A 17,887-nucleotide genomic window follows, 5' to 3' on the forward strand; every position below is an offset into this window, starting at 1 on the left:
GCAGGTCTAGCGGCGCGATGCGCTCCCTGCTCACCCGCCTGCTGCATCGCCTGCGCACCTTACAGGCCAGCGCGCCTGCCGCAGGCGGCGTGCAGGCGGTCAAGATCCATGCGCAACCGCAGATCGAAAGCGGATCCACGCTGCACACCATGGCCGGCCTCGACCCGGTGGCTGCTGCGGCCTTTGCCGACGCCTTTGCGGTGGAGATCGAACACGCCATTGCGCGGTGCACGCTTGGCGACGCCAACACCAGCCACGCGCAGGCACTGGAACAGATCCACTCGTTGAAGAACACCATCTCGTTGACCGGCTCGCAGCCCTTGCTCAAGGCCTGCGACCAGCTGCGTGACGATGTGGAACGCGACGCGTTGAGCGACATGCTTGCGCACCGCTTCACCGCCGTGGCCACTGCCGCAGGTCTACTGGTCAAGCGCTACCGGCGCACTCTTCCCATCGACGACGCGGAGCCTCATGCGTAGCACTTCCGACGGCGCAGCGCCCGGCCTGATTCTGGCCGCCCGGCAGCTGCGCAACGACAGACTGGTGCGGCTGTTCGAGTCGTTTCTGGAATACCGCGCCTGCGTCGGCCGGGTGATCGTGCAGACCATGGTGACCCTGTGGTGCCTGGGCTGGCTGTATGGCCCACAGCCGGTGCTGGTCAAGGACGCGCACAACGTATTCCCCACCGCCGTGGCCTTATGGGTCATCTCGGTCGCGTGGATGGTGCTGGTGCGGCGCCGGGTCATCCCGCCCAGCGAGTGGCTGGATGCGATGGGCTTTGCGATGAACCTGCTGTTCATCGGCATCCAGACCACGCTGGCCTTCATCCTATTGATGTCGTTGAACGCGTTTTTGCCGTTCATCACCATCGCGGCGGTGGCCCGCTATGGGCAACGCGCGACCTTGCCGGTGCTGCTGGCCACCTTCGTACTGATGTTGCTGACCGCGCCCAGCGGCTACTGGCTGTCGCGGCCGGCGTACTTCGTGTATGCGGTGGCGCTCAGCATGGTGCTGCCGCTGCTGGTGGCGCGCATCGTGCTTGCGATGCAGGAAGTGGCGCTGCAGGCGCTGGCCTCGCGCGATGCGCAAAGCCGTTTCATCAGCACCATGAACCATGAGCTGCGCACGCCGTTGAATGCGGTCATCAATTGCGCGCAGCTGATCGACACCGACAACATGTCGTCCGAACAGCGCGACCTGATGCAGGCCATGACCGTCAATGCGACCGCACTGCGCCATCGCGTCAATGAAGTGCTGGACGTTGCCAGCATCGACGGTGGGCGACTGCAGCTGCAGAGCAAGCCTCTGAGCCTGCTGGACGTGCTGACCACCGTCAAAGCGGTCTGCGCAACCGCCGCATCCACCAAGGGCGTGTCGCTGAGCGTGCGCATGGAGGCACCGAACACGCCCTACGTGCTGGGCGACGAGGGCCGCATCGAGCAGGTGATCAGCAACCTGGTCATCAATGCGATCAAGTTCACCCCGGCCGGTGGCGCGGTCGAATTGCTGCTCGAAGCCACCCAGATACAGCAGCGCTGGTTGATCGCCGCGACGATCACCGACACCGGCATCGGCGTGCCCGACGACAAGAAGGCCTACATCTTTACGCCGTTCACCCAGCTCAGCACCGGATTCAGCCGTGCCGAGGGCGGGGTCGGCCTGGGGCTGTATATCGCCCTGTCGGTGTCCGATGCGATGCGCGGCAGCCTGACGGTGGGCGACAACCCGGCCGGGGGCAGCATCTTCCGCTGGATCTTCGAGCTGCCGGTGGCCGCAGCCGACAGCAGCCGCACGCTCGACCTGCGCGATGCGTTGGCGCACCACGCGCAGACCGTGCCGCCGCTGCATTGCCTGGTCTTCGAGGACATGGACACCAATCGCCTGGTGATCGGCAACCTGCTGACGCGCGCCGGGCATCGGGTGAGCTTTCATGTCGATGGCACCGATGCGGTGCAGCGCATTGCCCAGGCCGCGCCGGACCTGGTGTTTCTCGATCTGCACATGCCCGGCACCTCCGGCTGGGATGCCTTGGGGCAGGCCCGCGATGCGATTGCCGCGCTGCCGCCGATCGTCGTGCTGACCGCCGACACGCGTACCGATTCGATGCGCGAAGCCGCAGCCGCCGGCGTGGCGGGTTACCTGTCCAAGCCGATCAACGCCCACGAACTGCTGGCCCTGCTGGCCCACCATGCACAACGACCACAGCACTGAGCTGAAGCCAGGTACCGCGGCACGCTGGCATTGGCGCAGCGCTGCCCAGCAACGCACCCCACTGGCGCTGCTGTTCCTGCATGGGTTTTCTGCAAGTCCGGGCGAGGCCGGCGCGCTGCCCGAACAGATGGCCGATGCATTGGGCGCCAACGGCTACGTGCACCGCTGGCCCCAGCATGGTGACCGCGCACCCGATGCGATGCGGGGGCTGACCACAGCGGCGCTACACAGCTCTGCACGGCAGGCGCTGGCGCAGGCGCAGCGCATGGGCAAGCGCGTTGCGATTGTCGGTTCGTCACTGGGCGGCACGCTGGCGTTATGGCTTGCGGCCCGGCATCCCGAGCAGGTTGCGGCGGTGGTGGCGTGGTCGCCCGGCATCCAGCCGGTCAATGCGGACCTGCTCGATCGGCTCTGCGACGCCGATGCGCCGATCGCCGACCCGTACCCGCGCAGCGCAGCGGAGCTGGCCTACTGGTCGGACAGCATCCACCCGGATGGCTTTCGAACCTTGCGCGGCGTCTTCGATGCGCTCGCCACCGCGCCGCCGTGGTCACAGGTGCGCTGCCCGGTGCTGCTGGGCTATTACCGCGCGCCCAATGGCGACGAAGATCAGATTGCCTCGGTGCCGGCGATGCTGGCCATGTTCGACGCGCTGGGCACCGCTGCTCCGCTCAAGCAGGCGATCGCCTTCGACAGCGGCGCGCATGCCATCGGGTCGCCGCACAAGACGCCGCTGGCCGGACACGTTGCACAGGTGTCGGTGGAGTTCTTGCGTGCGCATGTCGGTGCACATGTTGACGAGGCTGAGTACAGCGACGACGGCGACACGCGCTGATTGCGTGGGCGCAGCAACATCGCGCCGGACGGCATCGGTTGCGTCTGCTGCGTCCTCGTTGATGAATCGGCTAGCGCCGCCGCGCCCGCAGCGATCGCATACACTGGCGCGCCATCACGCTGCCGCCACGATGACCACCACGCCTGCCACGCCCGATCCGTTGACCGCGACCCGCACCTGGATCGAGCGCGCGGTGATCGGGCTGAACCTTTGCCCGTTCGCCAAGGCGGTGTACGTCAAGGACCAGGTGCGGCTGGTACTCAGCGATGCCAGCACGCCCGAAGCCCTGCTGGAACAACTGGCCGAAGAACTGGTGCTGCTACGCGACACGCCGTCCGAGCAGATCGACACCACGCTGATCGTGCATCCGGACGTGCTCACCGACTTCCTGGAGTACAACGACTTCCTCGACAACGCCGACGCAGCGGTGGAAGCGCTGGATCTGCAAGGCACCCTGCAGGTGGCCAGCTTCCATCCCGATTACCAATTCGCAGGCGCTGCGCCGGACGATGTGGCCAACTTCACCAACCGCTCGCCGTTCCCGACCCTGCACCTGCTGCGCGAGGACAGCGTGGAACGTGCGGTGGCGGCGTTCCCGGATCCTGACGTGATTGTCGAGCGCAATATCCAGACGCTGGAACGGCTGGGCCACGCGGGCTGGGACCGCGTATTGAACGGCGCCGAGCACTGAGCACGCCTGCTGTTACGCGCCATCGCGCGCAGCAAGCCACGACCGTCGGCAGCCTGCGTCGACAGCTCATCGGTTGAAGTGCCGACAAGGACCACGTATGCGTCGCTGTCGCACGCATACCCGGTGTTGCTGCAGCACTGACATGGCGCGCGCTACAGTGCCGCATCCTTCCGTTATGTGCGCACGCCATGGCCCTGATTCCCGCTGTTTCCGCATGGAACCCGTCACCGCTGCAGGACCGCGTGGTGGTGATCACCGGTGGCGCGCAAGGCATTGGACGCGGGATTGCGCAGGCTGTGCTTGGCGCCGGCGGCAGTGTGGTGATCGGCGATCTGGATGCCGATGCCGGAAAGGCCTGCCTGCAGGAATGGGCGCTGCCACAACGCAGTGCGTTCGTGCGCTGCGATGCCGCGCGCCAGACCCAGGCCGCGCGCTTGATCGCCACGGCGCGCAAGCGCTTCGGCAGACTCGATGGCCTAGTCAATAACGCCGGCGTCGCAGACCCGCACGTTGCGCCGTTGCCGCAGCTGGAATGGGACGACTGGAACCGGCGTCTGGCAAGCCTGCATGGCGCATTTTTATGCAGCAAACATGCCTTGCCTGCGCTGACGCAGGCGCAGGGCGGTGGTGCGATCGTCAATATCGCCTCCACCCGCGCCTGGCAGTCCGAGCCGCATAGCGAAGCCTATGCGGCGGCCAAGGGCGGCCTGGTCGCCTTTACTCACGCATTGGCGTTGAGCGAAGGCCCGCAGGTACGCGTCAACAGCATCAGCCCGGGGTGGATCAGCACCGATGCCTGGCGTGCGCCGCAGCGCCGTCGTGCGCCCAGACTGTCGCGACGCGACCATGCGCAGCACCCGGCCGGACGTGTGGGCACGCCGGAAGACATCGCGCAGCTGGCGGTCTATCTGCTGTCGCCGCAGCTGTCCGGGTTCGTCACCGGGCAGGACTTCGTCGTCGACGGCGGCATGTCGCGCAAGATGCAATACGTGTGAGGTGTGCTGCCGATGCGGGCTGGGTGATGCGCGTTGCAGCGTGCCGGGCGTGACGTTGCTACGCGCGTGCTTGCCGGTTTGTGGCGTTGGTCATGCACGACAGCCCTGTTTGCGCATCGGTGAGGCGCAAGCTCCGATAGCGGTGCGCATCGTGCATCCGCTGCAGCGGGGCTTTGCGCGTTGTCCATGCGTGAAGCGGTTTGGGTTGGTTTGTCCGTACCGCACCGCGCCCAGCCCGCGTTTGCGACGCAGGCGCTCCAAGCCGCGCGCGCCAGTGGCGCGCGAACCATGCCTTCTCGCCCCGGCGGGAGCGGGGCGTTGGTGGTCGCGCACTGATCGCCAGCGCGCCATGGGCTGATCGCCAGCGCGGGTTGCTGCGCCTGGCATCGCACTGCGGTCCGGATGCGCGTCCGCACGCTCACCCACCCCGCCGGTCAGCCCGACAATTGCGCTTCCAGCAGGCGCTGCGCATCGCTCAGCGAAGGCATGATGCGATGGCCCAGCGCGCGCACGTCCGCATCCGGTTCGAGCAGGTCCGGGATCTGGATCGGGGTCATGCCCGCCGCCAATGCGGCGCGCACGCCGGTCGGCGAATCTTCCAGCACCAGGCAGTGCGCAGGGTCCACCTGGAGCGAATGCGCTGCCAACAGGTAGATGTCCGGCGCCGGCTTGGGATGGGCCACATCGCTGGCCGTGCACACCGCGTCGAAACGCCACAGCAGATCGGCCGCCTTGAGCTTGCGCAACGCAAGCGGGCGCTGGGTGGAGGTCGCCACCGCACGCGGCATGCCGATCGCCACCAGATACTCCAGCAACGCAATGATGCCGGGCCGGTGCGGGATACCGCGTTCGGCAACGACGGCATAGAGCAACTGCGCGCGCGCCAGCATGCGGTCGGCAGCGGCGTCGCCGACGCGTTCGCCGAGCAGGCGGCGGCAGGCGACATCGCCGGTGCCCACCATCTGCAACCAGAACGCCGGCTCGATCGTCAGCCCCTGCGCCTCGGCCGCCTGTGCCAGGCAGGCGGTGATGGCGCGCTCGCTGTCGAGCATCAGGCCATCCATATCGAAGATCACCGCCTGCGGGCGGAACGGCAGCGGGGTGGCCGCCGTCATGCAACCGCTCCACGCCCGAACAACACCTCCAGATCGCTGTCCTGCAGCGCACGCCATTGCCCGGCCGGCAACGCGTCCAGCGACAAGCCGCCGATACGGCTGCGGTGCAGCGCCGCCACATGATTGCCGGCTGCGGCGAACATGCGGCGTACCTGGTGATAGCGGCCCTCGTGCAGGGTCAGGCGTGCCTGGCGTGGGCCAAGCACCTCAAGCTCGGCCGGCAGCAATGGCTTGGTTTCGCCTTCCAGCAGCAGCGTGCCGCTGGAAAACAGCGCCGCTTCGTCGCCGCGCAGGTCGTCGGCCAGGCTGACGTCGTAGACCTTGTCCAACGCGGACTTGGGCGAAATGATCCGGTGCAGCAACGCGCCATCGTCGGTCATCAGCAGCATGCCGCTGGTGTCGCGATCCAGCCGCCCCACCGGCGCCAATACCGGCGCACGCGAGCGAAAGCGCGATGGCAGCAGCTCGTAGATCAGCCGGCCGGTGTCCTTGGTCGAACAGGTGTACCCGCTGGGCTTGTGCAGCAACAGGCTGAAACCCGGCGGCGGGTCCAGCGGCTCGCCGTCGATGCGGATGGCATCGTGCTCCACCTGGTCGTCGGCATACAGCACCTCGCCCTGCGCATCGGTGACGGCGCCCTGGCGAAACAGCTGGGTCACCTGCTTGCGGCTGCCATAGCCGAGATTGGCGATGTGTTTGACCAGCTTCATGCGCGCGCCGCCTTGCCGCGCACGGCAGCGATCAACTTGAAGCCGTCGCGCTCGGCGGCCACGCGGACCTGCCCGAAGCTTTCGTTGAGCACCTGCTCGTAGGGCAGATGCCGGTTGGCCACCAGCAGCAGCTGCCCGCCCGGGCGCAGTGCCTGCGCGGCCACGGCGATGAAACGCTGGCCGATGTCCGGGCGATCGGCGCGCGAGGGCGTGTGGAACGGGGGGTTGCTGACGATGAAGTCGTACTGCGCCGCCAGCCCGGCGGTGACGTCATGCCAGAGGTACTGCACCTGCGCCGGATGCGCGATGTCCTGCAGATTGCGTCGCGCCAACGCCAGTGCGCGCGCCTCGGCTTCGTACAGGTCCAGCGCGGTGACCTTGGGGCAGCGCGCCAGCAGTTCGGCCGAGAGATACCCGAACCCCGCACCCAGGTCGGCACCATGCCCGGCCAGGGTGGCCGGCAGGTGCTCGACCAGCAACGCCGACGCAGGATCGATGCGATCCCAGGCGAACACGCCCGGTCGGCTGACGAAGCGCCCATCCAGGATCTTGCGTGGCGCATCCAGCGCGGCCCAGCGCGCCTGCAACGCGGCGTCGGTGTCGGCAGGCAGCGGCGCGGTCCAGTAGGTGCGGCAGTGGTGCTTGGTCAGGCTGCCGGCCAGGCCGGCGAGCTGGCGCAGATCGGCCTCGCCCGAGCGCGCGCCCTCGTTGTTGGACTGGCACGCCACCACCCTGCCGCCGGGCGCGGTCAGCGCGAGCGCGCGTGCAAACAGCGCGCGCGCTTCTTCGCGCTGCCGCGGCGGCAGCACCAGCACCAGCGCATACCGCGTACTGTCGGCCTCGATCTCGCTCTCTTCGCGCACGCCCCAGCCGCTCCCCTGCAATGCCTGCGCAAACGGGCGAAAACTCTGCTCGCAGGTCAGCGCGTCGGCGGATGCATGCTCGCGCAGCGGAAAACCGTCGCGCGCGCGCAGAAACAGGACCGGGCCTGTCGGCCACGGCAGCGCGCCTTGGGCGAAGGGCAGGAACAGGGCTTGAAGCGGTGCATCGTGCGGGCCAGCCATCGGATCGTCGGGTCGTGAACAGGCGGCCATTGTAAGGGAGCGCTGCCTGCCACCCGTCCTGGTCGCCCCCGATCCGGTCTTGCAGCATGACAGCCCTCACGCGCTGATGCGGGTCGTCCATTACGTGACCTGCGAACAGGCGACCTTGCACGGTTTATACGGAGCGTTGATGCATACGCAACATCTGCCGGCCTAGGCTGGAATTCAAGCCCACACCGGAGATACGCGATGCGAGCCCTGTTCGTAGGTGGAGTTGTCGACAACAGCGAAATGGATCTGGACGACACACCGCCACCGATGCACTACCCCGAAAACACCGGCGCAGGCCGCCCCCGTTACCGTCTGCACCAGGTCGGTGAGCGCGACGACGGCAGCGTGGCCTACGCCGTCTACGGTGCGCCGGAAATGGCCGACGACGACATCAGCCGCATCACCGAAGAGCGCGGCTACGCACGCCGTTTCAGCGCATCGCCGGAATCGCCGCGCTAAGCGTTGTTATCACAGCCAGGACTTGACGCGCTGCGGCTATCGACTCGCTGCCACTGTATGAAAGGTGTGCGATGGGTGAGTCAGCGGTTCACGTTTCGACCATGTGTAAAGCCCCTCTCCCTTCGGGGAGCGAGGGCACAGTTGCGCGCCAGTGGCGCGTGCTCTGGGGCGCCTGCGTCGCAAGTGCGGGCTGGGGCTCGGAGAGGGAGTGGGGTGCGGTCACGAGGCGAAGCCACGCTGTGCAGCAGGCCCGCGCTGCGCGCGTACCCTCATCCGCCCCTTCGGGGCACCGTCTCCCGGCGGGAGAAAGGACAGTTCCGCGGTAAAGAGGTTGGGCGAGGCTAGGAGGCGAAGCCATGCAACGCGGCAGTTCCGCGAGGCTGCGCGCGTACCCTCATCCGCCCCTGCGGGGCCCCTTCTCCCGGCGGGAGAAGGGATCGAGAGAAGAGATAAAGCCTGCGAACGTCTCCGCTTAGCGCGCCTTCGGCGTCACCCGCCAGATCACATTGCCCACGTCATCGGCGACCAGCAAGGCACCGCTATTGTCCGCTGCAACGCCCACCGGGCGACCCTGGGCATTGCCTTCGGCGTCCAGAAATCCATCCAGGACCGTGATCGGCGTTGCGCTGGGCTTGCCAGCGACAAACGGGACGAACAGTACCTTGTAGCCACTGGGCGGGTCGCGATTCCACGAGCCGTGCTGGCCAATGAAGGCGCCCTGGCGGAACCGCTCCGGCAGCAGAGTTCCGCTGGCGAAGGTCAGGCCAAGTGAGGCCGTATGCGGGCCTAGCGCGTAATCCGGCTTGATCGCCTTGGCCACCAGCTCGGGGTTCTGCGGCGTGACCCGCTCATCTACGTGTTGACCGTAGTAGCTATAGGGCCAGCCATAGAAGCCGCCATCGCGTACCGAGGTCAGATAGTCCGGCACCAGATCGCTGCCGATTTCGTCGCGCTCGTTGACCACGACCCACAGCGATTTGCTCTGCGGTTCCCACGCGGTGCCCACCGGGTTGCGCAAGCCGCTGGCGAACACGCGGCTGCTGCCGGTGGCTGGATCGATCTCCAGGATCGCCGCGCGGTTGAGTTCGGCCTCCATGCCGTTTTCGGCCACGTTGCTGTTGGACCCGACGCCCACATACAGCTTGCTGCCATCGGCGTTGGCCAACAGCGACTTGGTCCAATGGTGGTTGATCCCGCCGGGCAGATTGGCCACGAACGTCGGCTTGGCACTGATGTGCGTATCGCCAGGCTTGTACGGGAAGCTCACCAGCGCGTCGGCATTGGCCACGTAGAAGCGGTCGCCGACCAGCGCCATGCCGAATGGCGAGAACAGGCCGCTGATGAACTGCGTGCGCACCTCCGCCACGCCGTCGCCATCGGCGTCGCGCAGCAGGGTGATGCGGTTGGCACTGGGCACCACGGCGCCAGCTTTCTTCATCACCGCGCCCTGCACTTTCTTGCGCAGGCCGCCGCCGCTTTCGGCATTTTCCGGCTTCGGCGGTTCGGCGGTTTCGGCCACCAGCACATCGCCGTTGGGCAGCACGTAGACCCAGCGCGGGTGATCGAGATCGCGCGCGAACGCGTTGACCTGCAGATCGTCGGCCGCCATGGGTTTGGCGTTGGCGGCCCAGCGCTTGACCGGGGCCACCTTCACCGTGGGGATCAGGCGCTTGACCGGCTCGGGTAATTGCGGGTCAGGCCCGGTTCCCTGTTCGATGGCCAGCGTGGCGGTGTCGCCGCATCCGGCGAGAACGGCCAACGCCATCAAGGACAGCGGCCAGCGAATCAGCGTAGGCAGGGATGCATGCATTGCGAACCATTCCTGAACAGTTGCGACAGTCGGCCATCATGCCGACAACTGCTCGGAGAGAAGTAAATACATCGTCAACACGCCCCGTGTCACGGCACGACGTGTGGATCGGAACCCAACGGCAGCGGGTGCACGGCCACGATGCGATCCATCCAGATCCAGTGCGGCTCCTGGGTGGCGTCCAGCTGATCCAGGCGCAACTGCCCGTTGACGCCTTCGTTGTCGTTCTCGTCGAGATAGGTCTGGATGGTCGGGCGCACGGCAACGGTGCCGCTGAGCGTGCTGCCGTCGTCGAGTTCGATGCGCACGCGTTCCTGTCCGTCGAGCAGGGCCACCCAATGCTCGAGGGTGGCGATCTGCACGTGCTCGGAATAGACGTGCGGGGCGTATCTGGACATCGCGATATCTCCATGAGCGGAGCGCATCACGCTAGGCCAACGTGCGTGAAAGATGCAGCAAACGCGGCGTATTGCCGCATCTACATCCGCACCCTACGCGCACCGCACAGGCATCTGCGGCCTGTCATGCGGCCAGCTATCGAGCGCAACCGCCTTGCGATCGGCCCGCGCGCACCGCGACAGCGTCGACTGCGCGAGGTTGCCGCCGCGCCCGCATCACTCCACGGATTCACGTGCTGCCCGGACCGCGGTGACCAGCTGCGCAACGCTGTACGGCTTGGCCAGATGTTCCTGAAATCCCGAATCCAGCGCGCGCTTGCGATCGTCGTCGCGTGCCAGTGCCGTCACCGCCACCGCCGGCAGCGCCTGCCCGTCCAGCCCCAGGTTATCGCGCACGGTACGGATCAATCCGTAGCCATCCATGCCAGGCATCCCGATGTCGGTCAGCATCACGTCGAAACGCGCGTGCCCTCGATGATCGATCAAGGCCAAGGCATCGGTGGCGCTGCCGGCGGTGACCACTTCGGCGCCCTGTTCTTCGAGCAGGCGGCGCAGGTAGTCGAGCATGTCCGGCTGGTCTTCGACCGCCAGCAGGCGCAGGCCGTTGAGCGCACGCGCTTCGACGATCTGTTCGGACATCAGGCGCCGCCGCAGCTCGCGGCGCGGGCGCTTGGCGTGATCGGGAACATGCTCGGGCAGGCGCACCGTAAAGGTGGCGCCCTTGCCGCGTCCGCCGCTGGTGGCGCCGACCTGCCCACCGTGCATTTCCACCAGTTGCTGCACGATCGCCAGGCCCAGGCCCAGGCCGCCGTGCTGGCGCGTGGTGGTGCCGTCGGCCTGACGGAAGCGGCCGAACAGATGCGGCAGGAACTCGGCCGCAATGCCGTCGCCGGAGTCGCGCACCGACACCAGCAAATGCCCGTCGTCGCTTTCGATGGTGACGTCGATGCGGCCGTGCGCAGGGGTGAACTTGATCGCGTTGGAGAGCAGATTCCACAGCACCTGCTGCAGGCGCGTGGCATCGCCGAGCACCAGGCACGGGGTGGGGGGCACATGCAGTTCCAGCAGCTGATCCTTGCCGTCGGCGGCCAGTTCCTGCGTGCTCAGCGCCTCGCGCACCTGTTCGGCCAAGTCCAGCGCTTCGACTTCCAGCTGCACCTTGCCCAGCAACATGCTGCTGAGGTCGAGCATGTCCGAGATCAGCCGCTTCTGCGCGCGCGCGCTGCTGGCGATCACCGACAGGCCCTTGTAATTGGGATGCCCTTCTTCCACGCGCTGCAGCAGCAACTCGCTCCAGCCCAGAATGGTGGTCAACGGGGTGCGCAACTCGTGCGACAACGTGGCCAGGAACTCGTCCTTCAGCCGCGCCATGCTTTCGGCTTCGTTGCGCGCGCTGCGCTCCGATTCCAGCAGCTGCTCGCGTGCCAGTTCGATTTCGCGCTGTTCGGTTACATCCGGGCTGCTGCCGGCCAGGCCGATAAAGCGTCCATCGGCCGAGTAGCGCGGCGTAGCGGTCATTTCGATCCAGCGCCACTGCCCGTCGTGGCGGCGCGCACGCACCAGCGCACGCAGCCCGCGCTGTTCTTCCAGCGCAGCCGAGAGCTCGAATTGGAAAATCGACAGATCGTCCGGGTGCAGCAGTTCGCTCCATGCCGACACGGTGCCGCTGGAAATGTCCAGGCCGAAGAACTCACCGTAGGCGCTGTTGACGAAGCGCACCACGCCCTGGGCGTCCAGCACCCATACCGGCATCGGCAGGCCGTCGGCCAGTGCGGAAAAACGCGCCTCGCTTTCGGCCAGCTCGCGCTCCACGCGTTTGCGCTCGGTGATGTCCATGAACAGCACTGCGACCCGCGCCTGCTCAGGCTGGCCGACCCGGAACGCGTCCACCGAGTACCAACGACGCAGCGCCTTGGCCTGCATTTCGAAATGGATGCGGTTGCCGGTGCGGGCGACCTGGCCATAACGGTCGAACCACTCCTGCTCATGATCGGGGAGCATGCCGCGAATGGACACGTTCAGCGCGTTGGACAAACCGGTATATCGCTCGAATGCGCCATTGGTCGTGCGAATGACGTAGTCGACCGCTTCCTCGCCCTCGAACACCATATCGATGACGCAGAAACCGGCATCGATGTTGTGGAAGATTTCGTGATACATCGCCGGATCAAGAAACGATTCGGCGATGGCGGCCGGCAAGGCGGCGGCCAGGTCTTGGCTGGCACTGGAGGTGTTCAAATCGGAAACCACGGATGCTGCCGGAGCGGATGACGGACAGATGAAACCATGCCCGATGTCGTCAGCGGGTGCACAGGGGCACGACGGAGTTCACGTCTCCGATGCACCCTCTGGTCGCCTGGCGGGCTGCCGCTCACTCACCAGAGGGTGGCGGCGGCCAGGGCAATGCAGGCGGCCAGGACCACGATGCCGGCGATCACGCCGCGAAACACCCACTCGCCCTCGCGGCGCAGCTGCTCGTCCATCCAACGCTGCGCCTCCTCGCGCCAGGCGGTGGAACGTGCGTAGTCTGCATCCAGCAACAGCAGCCTTACCCGCGACAGCCCGAGTTCGGCGCATTCGCCCCGGCAACGCTCACTGAAGCCGTCTTGGCCCGGTGCCACCTGTGCGCCGAGTGGCAATTCCAGTTCGAGCTCATGCCTGGACATAACGCGGGCGCTCCTGATCAAGCTCGTGTTCCAGCGCCATGCGCGCCAGTTGGGTGTAATTTGCGCGCGGGCCCTGGCCACGGCCGGTCAGCATTCCCTGGTAGTCCAGGTCCTGCCAGACCCGCCCGGTCCACTCCACGCAATCTTCGGCGATCACCAGCATCAGCGAGTAGCGATACTCAAGGCCGGTTGCAGCGGTGTACGCATACACAGGGGGAAACTGCACTGCCACATCGACCTGACGTGCCAACCCGGCCAGATGCTCGCGCAGCGCGTCGCGTGGGTCGGTACCCGGGTCGATGCGCAAGCTGCGCGTGGCCAGGTCCAGGTCCACTTCGCTTTGCAGGGCGACGAAGGCTGCGGCGCCGGTGGCGGGATTATGGCCGTGCTGTTTTGCCCAGTCGATGAACTGCAGGCGCACGTCCGCCGGCATGTGCGCCGGCGCCGATGAAGCTGACTTTGTGCGAAACGAGTGGGTATCCATGCGCTCGATCTTCCAGGCTGCGCCGTGAAGCGCGGGCGCAGGCGCGGTGAACTCGCCGTCATGGCCGCTGCGACGCGGATTAACCGGGCGGCAACGCAGGGGCGACACCGGTGCAGCGCGCGTTGCGGGCGGCCCGGTGCAGCCCCACACTACCTTGACAGCTGGTACGCAACGTCCCTTTCGCTTGGAGGCTTTCCATGAAACTTTCCAGTGTTTCCGGCGCCGGCCTGTTGCTGGCAGGACTGCTTGCAGCGACTGGTGTGCAGGCGCGCGTGCGCAACGTCACCGACCCGCAGGCGCCACGCGCGCTCGCCAGCGATAGCAGGGTGGATGTGCGCTGGACCGACCCGGCCGAGTTTTCCGATCTTCGCTTCAGCGGCAATCGCTGGGAAGCGCAGCGTGGCGACTGGGTGACCCAGCTGGCAACCCATTTCCGGCAGAGCGCGGCGCGGCAGCTGCCCGAAGGCCAGCACCTGAGCGTGACCATCACCGACATCCGCCGCGCCGGCCAGTACGAGCCCTGGCACGGCCCGCGCATGCAGGACGTGCGCGTGGTCAAGGACATCTACCCGCCCCGCCTGAGCTTTAGCTACACGCTGACCGGTGCCGACGGCCGGGTGATCGACCAGGGCGAACGCAAGCTGGTGGACTCGGCCTTCCTGATGAGCGGCCCGCGACTGACCGACAGCGACCCGCTGCGCTTCGAGAAGGCGATGATCGACGACTGGGTGCGCAAGCAATTCCGCAGCGATCGTAGTACGGCCGGGTTGTGAGCTGACGCTTGAAGCCACGCTGCCGTCGGGGCGAGGAGGCACGGGTTGCGCGCCGCTGGCGCGCGTGACCTGGAGCGCCTGCGTCGCCAACGCGGGCTGGGACGTGACGGGGGGCTGAGGTGAGGGTATGGGCGACGCTTTCGTATCGTTCAAACTGCATGAGGTCTCAAGCGCACCCTCATCCGGCGCTGCGCGCCACCTTCTCCCGCCTGGCGGGAGAAGGACAAGCAATCGAGCTGGCGCTTGAAGCCCCGCTCCGGTCGGGGCGAGGAGGTACGGTTTGGGCGGCGCTGGCGCGCGTGCCTGGAGCGTCCGCGTCGCCAACGCGGACGTGGACGCGCGCGGGCTTTAGGTGAGGGTACGGGCGACGCTTTCGTGTCGTTCAAACTACACGAGGCCTCAAGCGCACCCTCATCCGGCGCTGCGCGCCACCTTCTCCCGCCACGCGGGAGAAGGACAACCCGTCGAGCTTGCCGCCCAGGTCACTCCCCCCTAGGGGCGAAAAGGCACGGTTTGCGCGCCACTGGCGCGCGTGCCCTGGAGCGCCCGCGTCGCCAACGCGGGCTGGGCGCGCAGCGGGGGTCGGGGTGCAGGTACGGGCAAAGCGCGCGTGTCGTTCAAACTGCCGATCTTTCAACTGCTGCAGCCTCGCCCACATACACGCGAGGCACGCGCTTGAGTCCGCACAGCAGCTGATACGCGCTGACATTGCACTGCGTCGCCAGCGGGCTGACGCGCGGCGCATCGCCCCATAGCTGTACGCTGGCACCGATGTCGGCCTGCGGGTGGTCGGTAAGGTCCACGGTGAGCATGTCCATCGACACGCGGCCGATCAGTGGGCAGACCTGGCCGTTCACCAGCACCGGCGTGCCGTTGGGCGCGAACTGGGGGTACCCGTCGGCATAGCCCATCGCCACCACGCCCACACGCGTCGGGCGCTCGGCCACGAAGCGTGCGCCGTAGCCCACCGGCTCGCCGGCCGCCAGGTCGCGCACGCTGATGATGCGCGAGCGCAGCGTCATCACCGGCCGCAGCTGCGTGGTGAGCTCGGTGTCCTGCGGGAACGGGTTTGCGCCGTACAGCATCAGGCCCGGACGCGACCAATCGTTGCGCAGCGCCGGCCAGCCCAGCAGGCCAGGAGAATTACGGATGCTGGTTTCCGCACGCATGCCGCCAGCGGTCAGCGCAAACGCCACTGCCTGTTCGTCGGTGCGGCTGCATTCCAGCTCGTCGGCGCGCGCCAGATGCGTCATCAACACCACCGAGGCGATCTGCGGCAATCCGCGCAGGCGCAGCCAGGCGGCGCGGAAGTCTTCCGGCGACAGCCCCAGCCGGTGCATGCCGCTGTCCAGCTTCAACCAGATGCGCAGCGGCCGCGGGCTCTGGAACTCGGCCAGCGCGCGTACCTGTTGCGGCGTGGCCACCACCGTCCACAACGCGTGCTCTGCGATCAAGCGCAGCTCGTCCTGTTCGAAGAAGCCTTCCAGCAACAGGATCGGCGCGCGGATGCCGGCCTGGCGCAGTTCCAGCGCTTCTTCGATGCACGCCACCGCAAAGCCGTCGGCTTCCGGCTCCAACGCCTGCGCGCAGCGCACCGCGCCGTGCCCGTAGGCATCGGCCTTGACCACCGCCAGCGCCTTGCCGCCGCCCAGCTGCCTGGCCAGGCGGTAGTTGTGACGCAACGCATCCAGATCGATCGACGCTTGCGCAGGACGCACTACGCGGCCTCCCGCTGCGGGCGCTGGCTGCGCGTGGACAGGTAACGGAACACGTCCAGGCCCTCGGTATCGATCTCGGGCGTGCGGCCCTGCATCAGGTCGGCCAGGTAGCGCCCGGAGCCGCAGGCCATGGTCCAGCCCAGCGTGCCGTGGCCGGTATTGAGGAACAGGTTGGCGTACGGGGTGGCGCCCACCACCGGGGTTCCGTCCGGGGTGGCCGGGCGCAGGCCGGTCCAGAACTCGGCCCGGGCCAGGTCGCCGCCGCCTGGATACAGGTCGTTGACCACCATTTCCAGCGTGGCACGCCGGCGCGGATTCAACGACAGGTCAAAGCCCGCCACCTCGGCCATGCCGCCCACGCGGATACGGTCGTCGAAGCGGGTCAGCGCGATCTTGTAGCTCTCGTCCAGCACGGTGGAGGTCGGTGCGCGCGCGGCATCGACGATCGGGATCGTCAGCGAGTAGCCCTTGAGCGGGTACACCGGCAGATGCAGGCCGAGCGACAGCAGCAGGTCGGCCGAATAGCTGCCCAACGCCAGCACGTAGCGGTCGGCGGTTTCCATGCGGCCATCGATCTGCACGCCGGTGACGCGGCCACCGCTGTGTTCCAGGCGCTCGATCTGCTGCCCGTAGCGGAACGTGACCCCCGCCTGCGCGGCCAGGTCGGCCAGGCGCTGGGTGAACAGGCGGCAGTCGCCGGTCTGGTCTTCGGGCAGCCGCAGCGCGCCGGCCATCTGCGCGCCGCCGCCGGCCAGGCCGGGCTCGAACTGTGCAATCTGCGCCGGGCTCAGCAGCTCGTACGGCACCCCGTACTGCGCCAGCACCTGGATGTCCTGCGCGGCGGCATCCAGTTGCTGCTGGGTGCGGAACAACTGCGTGGTGCCAAGCTGGCGGCCTTCGAATTCGATACCGGTGCTGGCGCGCAGCGCGTTCAGGCAGTCGCGGCTGTAGTCGGACATGCGCACCATGCGCGCCTTGTTCACCGCGTAGCGCTCGGCGGTGCAGTTGCGCAGCATCTGGCTGAGCCATGCCAGCTGGCGCAGGTCGCGCGTGGGGCGGATCGACAGCGGTGCGTGCTGCTCGAACAGCCACTTCACCGCCTTGCCGGGCACCCCTGGCGCGGCCCACGGCGAGGTGTAGCCGAACGAGAGCTGGCCGGCATTGGCATAGCTGGTTTCCAGCGCAGCCGCCGGCTGGCGGTCGACCACGGTGACCTCGCAGCCCGCCTGGGCCAGATACCACGCGCTGGTGGTGCCGATGACGCCGCTACCGAGAATGAGCACCCGCATGTCGCTCTCCTGAAAGGGTATTCCCCCACAACCACGCGCTAGGGGAGACAGTTAGACGCAGTATATTGCGATCCAGGCAGTGTCATTTCTGGAATAGACACAGCTTCGCAGTGAAACTTCCTGTCAAATCTTGTGGAGACAAACCCCATGCCCACCCGCGCCCGCGAGCTGGACAAGATCGACCGCAAGATCCTGCGCATCCTGCAGCAGGAGGGGCGGATCTCGTTTACCGAACTGGGCGAACGGGTGGGCCTGTCGACCACGCCATGCACCGAGCGCGTGCGCCGGCTGGAGCGCGATGGCGCCATCACCGGCTACTACGCGCGGCTGGACCCGCACTATCTCAAGGCCAGCCTGCTGGTCTTCGTGGAGATCAGCCTGGCCTACAAATCCGGCGACATCTTCGAGGAGTTCCGCCGCGCCGCCCTCAAGCTGCCCAACGTGCTGGAGTGCCACCTGGTCTCCGGCGATTTCGACTACCTGCTCAAGGCCCGCATCAGCGAGATGGCGTCCTATCGCAAGTTGCTTGGCAGCACCTTGCTCACCTTGCCGCATGTGCGCGAATCCAAGAGCTATATCGTGATGGAAGAGGTCAAGGAGACCTTGGCGTTGCCGATTGAGGGCTGAGATTGGGGATTG

Annotated in this window: 18 protein-coding genes; 8 read left to right on the top strand and 10 right to left on the bottom strand. The window is 67.1% G+C overall.

Annotated elements, in window-relative coordinates; all coding sequences use genetic code 11:
* The first annotated feature begins 17 nt into the window (after positions 1–17).
* The 5 genes from VZ068_RS18130 to VZ068_RS18150 all read left to right on the top strand — a co-directional run bounded on the left by VZ068_RS18130 (position 18) and on the right by VZ068_RS18150 (position 4,732).
* The gene (locus VZ068_RS18130; RefSeq protein WP_349656073.1) at positions 18–479 is read left to right on the top strand and encodes a hypothetical protein; all 462 of its coding nucleotides are present in this window, start codon (positions 18–20) and stop codon (positions 477–479) included.
* Positions 472–2,211 (top strand): ATP-binding protein, encoded by a 1,740-nt coding sequence (locus VZ068_RS18135; protein WP_349656074.1) that lies wholly within the window; start codon positions 472–474, stop codon positions 2,209–2,211. Before VZ068_RS18130 ends, VZ068_RS18135 begins: the two co-directional genes overlap by 8 nt.
* Positions 2,189–3,046, top strand: coding sequence for an alpha/beta fold hydrolase (locus VZ068_RS18140; RefSeq protein ID WP_259163133.1), 858 nt, complete (start codon positions 2,189–2,191; stop codon positions 3,044–3,046). Before VZ068_RS18135 ends, VZ068_RS18140 begins: the two co-directional genes overlap by 23 nt.
* A gap of 130 nt (positions 3,047–3,176) precedes the next feature.
* Positions 3,177–3,737 (top strand): DUF1415 domain-containing protein, encoded by a 561-nt coding sequence (locus tag VZ068_RS18145; RefSeq protein ID WP_349656075.1) that lies wholly within the window; start codon positions 3,177–3,179, stop codon positions 3,735–3,737.
* 188 nt (positions 3,738–3,925) lie between these two features.
* Positions 3,926–4,732, top strand: a complete 807-nt coding sequence (locus VZ068_RS18150) for an SDR family oxidoreductase (protein ID WP_349656076.1) — start codon at positions 3,926–3,928, stop codon at positions 4,730–4,732.
* Positions 4,733–5,166: 434 nt separating this feature from the next.
* Here the strand turns inward: VZ068_RS18150 and VZ068_RS18155 are convergent, their stop codons facing one another.
* Genes VZ068_RS18155 through VZ068_RS18165 form a run of 3 tightly spaced genes read right to left on the bottom strand, consistent with a single transcriptional unit; the run spans position 5,167 to position 7,621 of the window.
* A complete protein-coding gene (locus VZ068_RS18155; protein WP_259156684.1) occupies positions 5,167–5,847 on the bottom strand; it encodes an HAD family phosphatase in 681 nt (226 codons plus the stop codon).
* Positions 5,844–6,557, bottom strand: a complete 714-nt coding sequence (locus VZ068_RS18160) for a pseudouridine synthase (protein WP_259156685.1) — start codon at positions 6,555–6,557, stop codon at positions 5,844–5,846. The genes VZ068_RS18155 and VZ068_RS18160 overlap by 4 nt, the downstream gene beginning before the upstream one ends.
* Positions 6,554–7,621: a class I SAM-dependent methyltransferase gene (locus VZ068_RS18165; protein ID WP_349656077.1), complete on the bottom strand. Its 1,068-nt coding sequence runs from the start codon at positions 7,619–7,621 to the stop codon at positions 6,554–6,556. Before VZ068_RS18165 ends, VZ068_RS18160 begins: the two co-directional genes overlap by 4 nt.
* 228 nt (positions 7,622–7,849) lie before the next feature.
* Here VZ068_RS18165 and VZ068_RS18170 point away from each other — a divergent pair, with 228 nt between their 5' ends.
* Positions 7,850–8,110, top strand: a complete 261-nt coding sequence (locus VZ068_RS18170; RefSeq protein ID WP_104535155.1) for a hypothetical protein — start codon at positions 7,850–7,852, stop codon at positions 8,108–8,110.
* A gap of 472 nt (positions 8,111–8,582) precedes the next feature.
* On the opposite strand, the gene VZ068_RS18175 is transcribed toward VZ068_RS18170, so the two are convergent.
* The 5 genes from VZ068_RS18175 to VZ068_RS18195 all read right to left on the bottom strand — a co-directional run bounded on the left by VZ068_RS18175 (position 8,583) and on the right by VZ068_RS18195 (position 13,417).
* Complete coding sequence (locus VZ068_RS18175) at positions 8,583–9,920, bottom strand: sorbosone dehydrogenase family protein (RefSeq protein ID WP_259163137.1); 1,338 nt, start codon at positions 9,918–9,920, stop codon at positions 8,583–8,585.
* Positions 9,921–10,009: 89 nt separating this feature from the next.
* Positions 10,010–10,318: a DUF3247 family protein gene (locus tag VZ068_RS18180; RefSeq protein ID WP_259156689.1), complete on the bottom strand. Its 309-nt coding sequence runs from the start codon at positions 10,316–10,318 to the stop codon at positions 10,010–10,012.
* Between the two features lie 216 nt (positions 10,319–10,534).
* Complete coding sequence (locus VZ068_RS18185; protein WP_349656078.1) at positions 10,535–12,568, bottom strand: ATP-binding protein; 2,034 nt, start codon at positions 12,566–12,568, stop codon at positions 10,535–10,537.
* Positions 12,569–12,693: 125 nt separating this feature from the next.
* Positions 12,694–12,984 (bottom strand): hypothetical protein, encoded by a 291-nt coding sequence (locus VZ068_RS18190; RefSeq protein ID WP_259156691.1) that lies wholly within the window; start codon positions 12,982–12,984, stop codon positions 12,694–12,696.
* A complete protein-coding gene (locus tag VZ068_RS18195; protein ID WP_259156692.1) occupies positions 12,971–13,417 on the bottom strand; it encodes a hypothetical protein in 447 nt (148 codons plus the stop codon). The genes VZ068_RS18190 and VZ068_RS18195 overlap by 14 nt, the downstream gene beginning before the upstream one ends.
* Positions 13,418–13,665: 248 nt before the next feature.
* Here VZ068_RS18195 and VZ068_RS18200 point away from each other — a divergent pair, with 248 nt between their 5' ends.
* The gene (locus VZ068_RS18200; RefSeq protein WP_349656079.1) at positions 13,666–14,241 is read left to right on the top strand and encodes a DUF3016 domain-containing protein; all 576 of its coding nucleotides are present in this window, start codon (positions 13,666–13,668) and stop codon (positions 14,239–14,241) included.
* Positions 14,242–14,858: 617 nt separating this feature from the next.
* Here VZ068_RS18200 and alr read toward each other — a convergent pair.
* Together alr and VZ068_RS18210 are read right to left on the bottom strand one after the other, a co-directional pair.
* The gene (gene alr / locus VZ068_RS18205; RefSeq protein WP_349656080.1) at positions 14,859–15,959 is read right to left on the bottom strand and encodes an alanine racemase; all 1,101 of its coding nucleotides are present in this window, start codon (positions 15,957–15,959) and stop codon (positions 14,859–14,861) included.
* Entirely contained in the window at positions 15,959–17,248 is a 1,290-nt protein-coding gene (locus VZ068_RS18210; protein ID WP_259156699.1) for a D-amino acid dehydrogenase, read from the bottom strand. The genes alr and VZ068_RS18210 overlap by 1 nt, the downstream gene beginning before the upstream one ends.
* Positions 17,249–17,395: 147 nt before the next feature.
* Between VZ068_RS18210 and VZ068_RS18215 the strand changes: the two genes are divergently transcribed.
* On the top strand, positions 17,396–17,875 hold the full coding sequence (locus tag VZ068_RS18215) for an Lrp/AsnC ligand binding domain-containing protein (protein ID WP_259156701.1): 480 nt from the start codon (positions 17,396–17,398) through the stop codon (positions 17,873–17,875).
* Positions 17,876–17,887 lie beyond the last annotated feature (12 nt).

Source organism: Xanthomonas sp. 10-10, from assembly GCF_040182365.1.
Taxonomy (GTDB): Bacteria; Pseudomonadota; Gammaproteobacteria; order Xanthomonadales; family Xanthomonadaceae; genus Xanthomonas; species Xanthomonas arboricola_F.